Below are 9,367 nucleotides of genomic sequence, written 5' to 3' on the forward strand. Positions count from 1 at the left end.
GGAAATGATCCACAGTTTTGGTTCCTTTAATGGAAAGAAGTTTTTGGATTTTAGCCTTAACTTCCTCTGCTGCTTTGGTGAATTCTGGATGATCCGTATCAACTTTAGTTGCTAAATTCTGCGCTAAATAATCTCCCAAAGTATAAGGAATCACAAAGTAGCCATCAGCAAGTCCCTGCATCAATGCAGAAGCTCCTAACCTGTTTGCTCCATGATCAGAGAAATTGGCTTCTCCTAACGCATAGAGTCCAGGAACGGTAGTCATCAAATTATAATCAACCCAAAGTCCACCCATTGTATAGTGAACTGCAGGATAAATCATCATTGGGGTTTTGTAGGGATTTTCCCCAGTGATCTGCTGATACATGTCAAACAAGTTGCCATATCTAGCTCGGATAGCTGCCTCACTGTCTCTATTGATTGCATCTCTGAAATCAAGAAATACTGCTTCACCTGTTTCATTTACACCTCTACCTTCATCACAGACATATTTTGCATTTCTGGACGCAACGTCACGAGGAACAAGGTTGCCAAAACTTGGATACTTTCTTTCCAAGTAATAATCTCGATCTTCCTCTTTAATATCAGAAGGTTTGATCTGACCTTTTCTCAGTTTTTCAGCTATTTCGACTGTTCTAGGAACCCAAACCCTACCGTCATTTCTGAGTGATTCAGACATCAATGTCAATTTAGACTGATGATCTCCAGAAACAGGAATACAAGTTGGGTGAATCTGCGTATAACAAGGATTTGCAAAGAATGCACCTTTTTTATGAGCTCGCCATGCGGCAGTTACATTGGATCCCATTGCATTCGTAGAGAGGAAAAACACGTTTCCATATCCACCAGTACAAAGCAATACAGCATGAGCAGCATGGGTTTCTATAGCTCCCGTGATCAAATTTCTGGTCACAATACCTCTAGCTTGACCATCTACAGTTACCAAATCCATCATTTCGGTTCTCGGATAAAGTTTAACTTTTCCGTTAGCGACCTGACGGCTCAATGCAGAATAAGCTCCTAAAAGCAATTGCTGTCCAGTTTGGCCCCTCGCATAGAAAGTTCTGGAAACTTGAGCTCCACCGAACGAACGGTTGGCCAACAAGCCACCATACTCTCTTGCAAAAGGGACTCCTTGTGCCACGCATTGGTCAATAATATTTACTGAAACCTCAGCAAGTCTGTAGACATTAGATTCTCTGGCTCTATAATCTCCACCTTTTATAGTATCATAGAAAAGCCTAAAAACTGAGTCTCCATCATTTTGATAATTCTTCGCTGCATTGATTCCGCCTTGTGCCGCAATTGAGTGGGCTCTTCTAGGACTGTCTTGGAAACAAAAAGCTTTTACATTATATCCGAGCTCAGCTAATGAGGCAGCAGCAGATGCACCTGCCAGTCCGGTGCCTACTACTATTACTTCGTATTTTCTTTTATTTGCGGGATTTACCAGTTTGCTGGTAAATTTATGTTTTGTCCACTTTTCGGCTAAAGGGCCTGCAGGTGTTTTTGAATCTAGTATCATACGGGACTATGGATTAGCTCTGTGTAAAATAGATATACAGTGGCATACTTGCGAAAAGCACAGGTACCACGATGCTATAAAATTTGCCTAAAGCCTCAATGGCTGGCGTATATTTTTTATGGTTCAAACCTAGCGTTTGAAATGCACTTGCAAAGCCATGGGAAAGGTGAAAAGAAAGAAATCCCATAGCGATGACGTATCCGCCTACCATTAGTTCATTTTGAAAGGCAAAAGAAACTATAGAAAATAGATCTTTGTATTGCTCTCCGTCATATGTCTTTATCGGAAGATCTCCCCAATGCATTTCATACCAGAAGCTCTGCATATGAACAATTAGGAACAAAAGAACAATTGTCCCTAAAACTCCCATGTTTCTGGAGGCAAAACTTGAATTAGTCGAAGCTTTTGAAACAGAATAACCAACTGGTCTAGCTGATTTGTTCTTGCTCGAAAGCATGATAGAATAGATGACATGACCAATAACTGAGATGTATGTCAGATAAGACAACAACTTGACAGCCGGATTGGTGGTCATAAATTTTGCGTAAATGTTAAATGCTTCTCCTCCGTCATTTTTGAATAGAAGCAAATTTCCAGAAACGTGGCCTGTCAGAAACAGGATGAGGAAAAGCCCGGTCAATGCCATGATCAATTTCCTTCCTAGGGTGCTACTTAAGGTTTTGGTAACCCAACTCATACAGATAGTGCGATTAGATTAGAACGAATTCTTATTATTGTGGCCAAATTTACATTTGGATGAGGTAGTAAACAATTCAAGTAATTAAGGATTGCTTATTTTAATCAGTTCTAAATAACTAAGTTCATTTAATATTATTTTAGTGTTTACTTTGGTTTTGTAACACTCTGTTAATTTTTATTGTTTGAATTTAACAGGATTTTCTACTTACTTTCATTTATTTCGTATAGGTAGAAAATCAAAGTTTTGAAATACCAGTGAATCACTTAAAGATAATCTGGCGTTTATCTAAAAAGTGATCTGAATAATTTGACCAACATGAAACTAAAACTTTCCTTAGGATTTTTTTTACTCTTCTTTCTTTCAGGTCTGTCCGATGTCTGGGCAACGCACATTCGAGCGGGTGAAATCATCGCTGAAAGAATTTCTGTTCAGACTTTAACTTACAGAATCATTGTAGTAGGATATACAGATACCAGATCAAGTGTGGTTTTTGGTCCTGGAAATATCAATTTCGGAGATGGCCGTGATGAACAGCTCAACACAGAAAGTGATTTCTCTTTGGTTGAAAGTTTAGGTGATCAAATCGAAAAAAACACTTTTGTTATAACTCATACCTATCAAGGTCCTGGGGTTTATAATATCAGATTTCAGGAATTCAACAGAAATGACAGGACGCTGAATATGGATAATTCGGTGGATACTCCTTTTTATGTAGAAACTCAAATCACAATTGATCCATTTATTGGAGTTAATAATTCACCGGTTTTAACTATTCCTCCAGTGGATAATGGAGCCATCAACTCAAGATATATCCATAATCCTGGAGCTTATGATCCAGACGGAGATAGCTTGGCGTATGAATTGGATATTCCAAAGCAAGCTTTCCAAAGACCAGTAAATAATTATAGAAGTCCGGCTTCTTCCGAATTCAGCTTTAATCAGCAAGATGGAAGTACTCCAGCTTTTTTAACATTAGATCCAATTTTTGGAGATTTAATATGGGATGCCCCAGGCACAGCAGGCCAATTTAATGTGGCATTCCGAATAAAAGAATACCGGAAACTTGATGGAGTTTGGACTCAGATTGGCTATGTCGTCAGGGATATGCAGATCATTATTGAGAACTCAGATAATCGAAGACCAGAATTAATTTTACCTCCTGACATCTGCGTAGAAGCAGGAACATTAATCCAAGAGATAATCCAGGGTTCAGATCCAGATGGAGACCCTATTAAGATTGAAGTTTATGGAGAACCCATAGAGATTACAACTTCTCCTGCTACTTTCTCACCAAATGATGGTGACTATCAAGCTAGCCCAGGAATTGTAAATTTTGAATGGCAGACGGTTTGTAATCACGTTAGAGCGAGAGAATACGACGTCCGTGTCCGAATCTCGGATCAACCAGCATCCGGACCAAGTTTAGTGGACATTAAAACTTGGAGAATAAAAGTAATAGGTCCTCCACCTGTATTTGATCAAATAGAACAACAAGCTGGAAGAACGGCTGAACTGAGTTGGGATCCATATACTTGTTCTAATTCAGCTAGCGAAATGCAGGTTTGGAGAAGAATTAATTCAGATCCATATGTGCCTGATAGTTGCGAAACTGGAATAAGAGCAGGTTATGAATTGGTTGGAATTACCGACATGCAAACATTCAGTTTTACTGATCTGAATGGTTCTGAGGGATTAGACCCAGGTAACACTTATTGCTACAGATTGGTAGCTGCATTCCCTTCTCCAAGATCTGGAGAGAGCGTTGTTTCTGAAGAAATCTGTATTACAGTTGATGTAGATGTGCCAATTCTAACCAATGTCAGCATTGAAGAAACTGATCCAACTAATGGTGAAATTTTTGTGAAATGGACCCCTCCTTATGACATAGATAGAACTATTTATCCAGGTCCTTTCACATATGAATTGCTGAGAAATACCGGATTTACAGGAAATCAAGATCAGATTTCTTTAGGAATTACTTCTGACACATTATTTACTGATACAGGATTAAATACAGAAAACCTAGTATACAATTATGAAGTAATTCTTTTGGATAGAGATACAAAAATTGACACTTCATCCAAAGCCTCTTCTGTATGGTTGCAGCCTACTATTATTAATGAGGCAATAGAATTGACATGGGAGTTTCAGGTACCTTGGAATAATTCAGTACAACAATATAGACATGAAGTTTACAGAAACAGAACAGATGCTGCAGCTACTGATGAGGATACCTTCGTCAAAATTGCTGAGGTAGATGTTACTCAGGATGGGTTCATGTACCTAGATGATGGAAGCTTCAATGGTGTTCCATTGGTTAAGGAAATTGAATATTGTTATTATGTAATTACAAAAGGATCTTACAATGTAGATGGATTGGTTTACCCTCTGGAGAACAAGTCTCAGATTGTTTGTGCAAAACCAGACGATAACAGGCTGCCTTGTCCTCCAGTATTAACTTTTGAAGGCCCCCTTTGTGAAGAATACTTAGCAGAACAACCTTGCAATACTTCCACTTTCTATCATGATCTTAGTTGGTCACCTGACTTTAGTGGTGAATGTGATGATGAATTAAGTGGCTACAGGCTATACTACACTTCTGATGGAGAAGATAGTGAGTTTACAATGATCCAAGAACTTTCTGCGATAGAATTGCAGACCCGAGTTAGTCAACTTACTACCTATAGAGGCTGTTACTACATTACCGCTGTGGATAGATCCGGAAATGAAAGTGAGCCAAGTAACATTGTTTGTGTTGAAAACTGCCCTTCTTATAATTTGCCTAATGCCTTCACGCCTAACGGTGATGGACTTAATGAAACATTTATGGCATTCGACAATCCATTCTCTGAATGTCCAAGATTTGTCATTGGTGTAGAAATCTTCATTGTAAATAGATGGGGTGCTGAAGTTTATTCCTACAACAGCCTAGAGTCCAATGAAAATGATATTTTCATTAGATGGGATGGAAGAGACAAAAATGGAAACGAATTACCAGCAGGAACTTATTTCTATTCGGGTACGGTTACTTATGACGTTTTAGATCCAGCCTTACAAAAAGAAAGCCTGAAAGGCACAATCCAGATACTTCGATGAGTCAAAAACAATCCATTGTCTTTTTTGATGGAGTATGTAATCTTTGCAATTCATCCATAGACTTTATTATTCGTCATGACGCGAATAATAAATTTCTAGTGGGTGCTTTGCAAGATGAGGTGAGTAAACAAATACTTTCTGAGTATCAAGTAGATCCAAATTACCTGGATTCCTTAGTACTTCTTGAGGACAACCAGATTTTTTATAAAAGTACTGCCGCACTAAAAATCGCGAGAAATCTTTCAGGTCTTACACCTATCTTATATCCATTTATTGTTCTCCCAAGGTTTTTGAGAGATCCGGTTTATGACTGGATTGCAAGAAATAGATATAATTGGTTTGGAAAAAAATCCACCTGTAGATTACCTTCTCCTGAAGAAAAATCAAAGTTCTTGACACCTAGTAACTCTCCTTTTCAGACTAGTATCTAATAATTGATTTCTGTTCCGCTTCCGGAAAAGCTTTATATTTGGCACAAACAAAATCCAATTGAATGAAAGCATTTGTGTTTCCGGGCCAGGGTGCCCAATTTCCAGGTATGGGAAAAGACCTTTACGAGGAAAATCCACAAGCGAGAGCATTATTTGAACAGGCTAATGAAATTTTAGGCTTTAAAATCACAGATATCATGTTTGATGGTACTGCTGAGGAGCTAAAGCAAACAAAAGTCACCCAGCCGGCAATTTTTCTACATTCTGTTATTCTGGCAAAAACAACCCCTGATTTTGCTCCAGACATGGTAGCTGGTCATAGTTTGGGAGAATTTTCTGCCTTGGTTGCCAATGGCACATTGGCCTTTGAAGATGGGCTTAAATTGGTTTACCAAAGAGCCTTGGCAATGCAAGAAGCTTGCGAAATCAACCCTTCCACAATGGCTGCTATTCTAGGTTTGGCAGATGAAAAAGTTGAGGAAATTTGCGAAGGAATTTCAGATGAGATTGTAGTTCCTGCCAATTACAATTGCCCCGGACAACTTGTGATTTCTGGTTCTAATAAGGGAATAGAAATTGCCTGTGAAAAAATGAAAGAAGCAGGAGCAAAACGTGCATTGCCACTTCCTGTGGGTGGTGCTTTTCATTCCCCTTTGATGGAACCAGCCAGAGAGAAATTACAAAAAGCGATTGAGGCTACAGAATTCAGCCAGCCTATCTGTCCCGTTTACCAAAATGTAAGCACCACAGCGATTAGTGATGTGTCTGAAATTAAGGCAAACCTTATTGCCCAGCTTACCGCGCCGGTAAAATGGACTCAATCGGTTCAAAATATGGTAAAAGATGGAGCTACTCATTTTGTAGAATGTGGACCTGGGAAAGTACTTCAGGGTTTAGTTAAAAAAATCCATCCAGAAGCAGAAGTTTCCGGTCTTTAAAAGAATAAAACCCGCTTCGGCGGGTTTATTTTTTGAACCTATACACTATGGAATTGTCTTCGCAGTTTTTCAATAATTCCTTTATAGTTTTATTCTTCGTTGGATGAGTAAAGTCCGGTAGTATCTCATTAAGAGGAATCAAAACAAACTTTCTTTGAGAGATCCATGGATGTGGAATTTTTAAATCAGGAGTATCTAAAACTAAATCATCCCAAAATAGAATATCTATGTCCATCGTCCGATCTCCCCAATGCTCATTTCTTTTCCTTCCTAATTCTATTTCAACTTTTTGAATAAAAGCTAACAAAGTCAATGGATCCTGAGAAGACCTAACTTGAATAACCTGATTTAAGAAAGGCTCTTTTGCAATTCCTCCCCACGCTTCAGTTTCATAAATAGAGGATTCTAACAAAAGTTTATTGTTACTCGTTAAACGGTTCACGGCAGTTTTTAATAAAACTTCCCTATTACCCCGGTTGCCCCCTAATATTAAAGTAACCTTTGACTCCATGTCATTCGTATGAATCTACCTATTAACATTCGCCAAAATAGGTTATTTTCGCATCTTAAATTAATCTAAATATGAAATTCTTAGGTAATGTACTCGCAGTGATTGTGGGTCTAATTATATTTACTGTTTTGAGTATTCTTGTTTCCTTTGGTATTATCGGCATGATAGCAGCTTCAGGAAAAGAAGAAGTAACAGTCAAAGAAAATACCGTCCTTCATTTAAATCTTAATGGTAGGACTATTGTCGAAAGAACAAGTGATGATGATCTAGATCTTTCATTTTTTGGATCTGCATTTGGCCAACCAAATACAGCAGGTCTTGTCAATCTAAAAAAGGCCATTCAGGCTGCCAAAACAAATGAGAGTATCAAAGGAATTTACTTAAACACGGGAATGGTAATGGCTGGACAAGCCAATCTACTGGAACTTCGAGAAGCTTTTGAGGACTTTAAAACATCAGGAAAGTTTATCCTAGCTTATGATGAGGCCTACACAGAGGGTGGTTATTACTTGGCATCTGTTGCAGATGAAATTTATTTAAACCCGATGGGCGGGATAGATTTTAATGGATTTTCTTCCGAGGTTTTATTTTTTACAGGGCTTTTTGAAAAGATCGGAGTAAAGCCTGAAATTTTCCGTGTCGGAGAATTTAAGAGTGCGGTTGAACCATTTATTTTAAAGAAAATGTCAGACGAAAACAGACTTCAAACGCAGGCATTTTTATCAGATATCAATTCAAACGCTCTTAAAGGAATTGCAGAATCCAGAGGAATCAATCTTGATTCTCTTATGCGTACCAACAATCAAATGCTGGTTCATGATCCTGAAGATGCTGTGAAATACAGCTTAATGACAGGATTAGCTTACGAAGATGAAATTCATGCCAAGCTCAAAGAGAAGTTGGGAATAGGCGAGAATGATGAAATCTCTACTATCAATGCTACAAAGCTTAATTCAACGGTAAGATCCAATAACATTACCTCAAAAAACAGAATCGCAGTCATCATTGCCGAAGGAGATATTGTCAGTGGAAATGCAGAAGGATTCATCAGTTCAGAAAAGTTCGCGAGAGAAATTCGTAAGGCAAGAAAAGATGAAAATATAAAAGCCATAGTACTAAGAGTCAACTCTCCGGGAGGATCTGTCCTCGCTTCCGAGGTGATTTGGAGAGAAATGTCTGAAGCCAAAAAAGCTAAACCAGTTTATGTTTCAATGGGAGAAGTTGCCGCATCCGGGGGATATTATATTTCAGCTCCAGCAGACACCATTGTTGCACAGCCGAATACTATTACAGGATCCATTGGAATATTTGGATTGTGGTTTAATGCCGAAGAATTATTAAATGACAAAATGGGGATTACCACAGATGTGGTAGAAACGGGAGAACTTTCTGACTTTATGAATCCTACTAGGGAAATTACCGATGTGGAAAGAAATATTATGCAGACCAGTGTAGAAAAAGGATATGAAACCTTTATTTCTAGAGTGGCTGAGGGAAGAGGAATGAGCCCAGAAGCTGTAAAAGAAGTCGCCTCTGGGAGAGTTTGGACAGGAAATCAGGCTATAGAAAGAGGGCTGGTTGATGTTTTGGGAAGTCTAGACGATACCATAGAATTAGCTGCTGATAGAATTAATGCGGGAGATGATTACAGAGTAGTTTATTTCCCCCAAAAGAAACCATGGTTTGAGCAACTAATGAGTGACTTTGGACAAAATGTAAAACTAAAAATGATTCAATCCGAATTAGGGGAAAATTTTGCAATATATAAGCAAGTTCAAAAATTGAGAGAATACCAAGGCATACAGGTAAGAATGCCAGCAGATTATATTATAAAATAAAAACCACGGCCTGGTGAGTTCTCCAAGAATTAGACTTCTAATCGGGTATTCATCAGGCCATTTTTTTTTTCAATAAAATTCAAAATATACTTTTCTTTTAAGTAGTATCAATACTCTCCTTACAATAAATAAATTTAGCAGGGGTCTAATTTTATTCTTGCAATAGGATCAACCAGGCTTTTTCTAAATCTCCTGTTTCTAGCGCTTCCTTTGCCAACAAATGCAAGTGATCTAACCAAGAATCAAGATCATGCTGAAACCGAATTTTCATCTCTTGCATTTCTGCACTTTTTGCAAACTCCCTCAATTGGTCTTCATTTGGAAGTTT

General features: G+C 38.3%; 7 protein-coding genes. 4 read left to right on the forward strand and 3 right to left on the reverse strand.

Features of this window, described 5'->3' with window-relative positions; all coding sequences use genetic code 11:
- Window positions 1-1,525 (reverse strand): fumarate reductase/succinate dehydrogenase flavoprotein subunit (locus tag Q0L68_RS12040; RefSeq protein ID WP_296703397.1); only part of this gene is annotated, 1,525 nt, incomplete at its 3' end.
- A 13-nt stretch (window positions 1,526-1,538) separates the two neighbouring features.
- Complete coding sequence (locus Q0L68_RS12045; RefSeq protein WP_296703399.1) at window positions 1,539-2,222, reverse strand: succinate dehydrogenase cytochrome b subunit; 684 nt, start codon at window positions 2,220-2,222, stop codon at window positions 1,539-1,541.
- A 318-nt stretch (window positions 2,223-2,540) separates the two neighbouring features.
- Between Q0L68_RS12045 and Q0L68_RS12050 the strand changes: the two genes are divergently transcribed.
- From Q0L68_RS12050 to fabD, 3 genes are all read left to right on the forward strand, one after another.
- Window positions 2,541-5,321, forward strand: a complete 2,781-nt coding sequence (locus Q0L68_RS12050; RefSeq protein ID WP_296703401.1) for a gliding motility-associated C-terminal domain-containing protein — start codon at window positions 2,541-2,543, stop codon at window positions 5,319-5,321.
- Window positions 5,318-5,752 (forward strand): thiol-disulfide oxidoreductase DCC family protein, encoded by a 435-nt coding sequence (locus tag Q0L68_RS12055; RefSeq protein ID WP_296703403.1) that lies wholly within the window; start codon window positions 5,318-5,320, stop codon window positions 5,750-5,752. The genes Q0L68_RS12050 and Q0L68_RS12055 overlap by 4 nt, the downstream gene beginning before the upstream one ends.
- Before the next feature lie 62 nt (window positions 5,753-5,814).
- Window positions 5,815-6,690: an ACP S-malonyltransferase gene (gene fabD / locus Q0L68_RS12060; RefSeq protein ID WP_296703404.1), complete on the forward strand. Its 876-nt coding sequence runs from the start codon at window positions 5,815-5,817 to the stop codon at window positions 6,688-6,690.
- Between the two features lie 25 nt (window positions 6,691-6,715).
- On the opposite strand, the gene folK is transcribed toward fabD, so the two are convergent.
- Window positions 6,716-7,201, reverse strand: a complete 486-nt coding sequence (folK, locus tag Q0L68_RS12065) for a 2-amino-4-hydroxy-6-hydroxymethyldihydropteridine diphosphokinase (protein ID WP_296703407.1) — start codon at window positions 7,199-7,201, stop codon at window positions 6,716-6,718.
- Between the two features lie 71 nt (window positions 7,202-7,272).
- On the opposite strand from folK, the gene sppA reads away from it, so the two are divergent.
- On the forward strand, window positions 7,273-9,039 hold the full coding sequence (sppA, locus tag Q0L68_RS12070; RefSeq protein ID WP_296703409.1) for a signal peptide peptidase SppA: 1,767 nt from the start codon (window positions 7,273-7,275) through the stop codon (window positions 9,037-9,039).
- Window positions 9,040-9,367: the final 328 nt, after the last annotated feature.

Source organism: Algoriphagus sp., assembly GCF_024642405.1.
In the GTDB taxonomy this organism is placed as follows: Bacteria; Bacteroidota; Bacteroidia; order Cytophagales; family Cyclobacteriaceae; genus Algoriphagus.